The sequence below is a fragment of the Stappia sp. BW2 genome (assembly GCF_008107695.1).
Lineage (GTDB): Bacteria > Pseudomonadota > Alphaproteobacteria > Rhizobiales > Stappiaceae > Roseibium.
The window spans coordinates 1-509 of the sequence record NZ_VIRG01000071.1 but is presented as its reverse complement, the minus strand read 5'-3'; the positions used below and the strand labels follow the sequence as shown (position 1 = coordinate 509).

Annotated in this window: 1 protein-coding gene; it reads left to right on the top strand. The window is 63.1% G+C overall.

All coding sequences use genetic code 11. The annotated features are described in order from the left end of the window. Positions 1–509: secretin GspD/PilQ domain-containing protein (locus FMN63_RS27565; protein ID WP_502706279.1), on the top strand; the 509-nt coding region annotated here is incomplete at both ends.

Below are 509 nucleotides of genomic sequence, written 5' to 3'. Positions count from 1 at the left end.
CTGCAGTCTCGTGGGCTCGGTCAATGGCAGGGTCAGGCTTGGCGGGCATGTGAAAGATGGCGCTACGCTGGCGGCGATCATGGCGGTTGCGCAGCAATATGGACCCGATGCCGTCATCAACTCCGTCATCGTCGACGACAGCCAGCAGGTCAATTTGGAAGTGCGCGTGCTGGAAGCCAAGCGCAACACCGGCCGCGACCTCGGCGTGTCGATCAAAAGCAGGAACGGCGATGGCACAACCCGTACCGGTACCGGTGTTGCTGCCGTTGACGAGGACGGTGTCGTGCTCGGACCGGGCGGTCTGCTCAGCGGCCTCCTGTCCAACTCGGCGCCCTTCGGAGCGCTTATCACGCGCGTCATCGACAGCAACATCAAGGTCGACCTGATCATAGAGGCGCTCGAGTCCAAAGGCGCGGTGCGCACGCTCGCGAACCCCAACCTCACCACGCTTTCCGGCGAGCAGGCCAGCTTCAACGCCGGTGGTGAAGTGCCTATTCGCAGTCTGGACA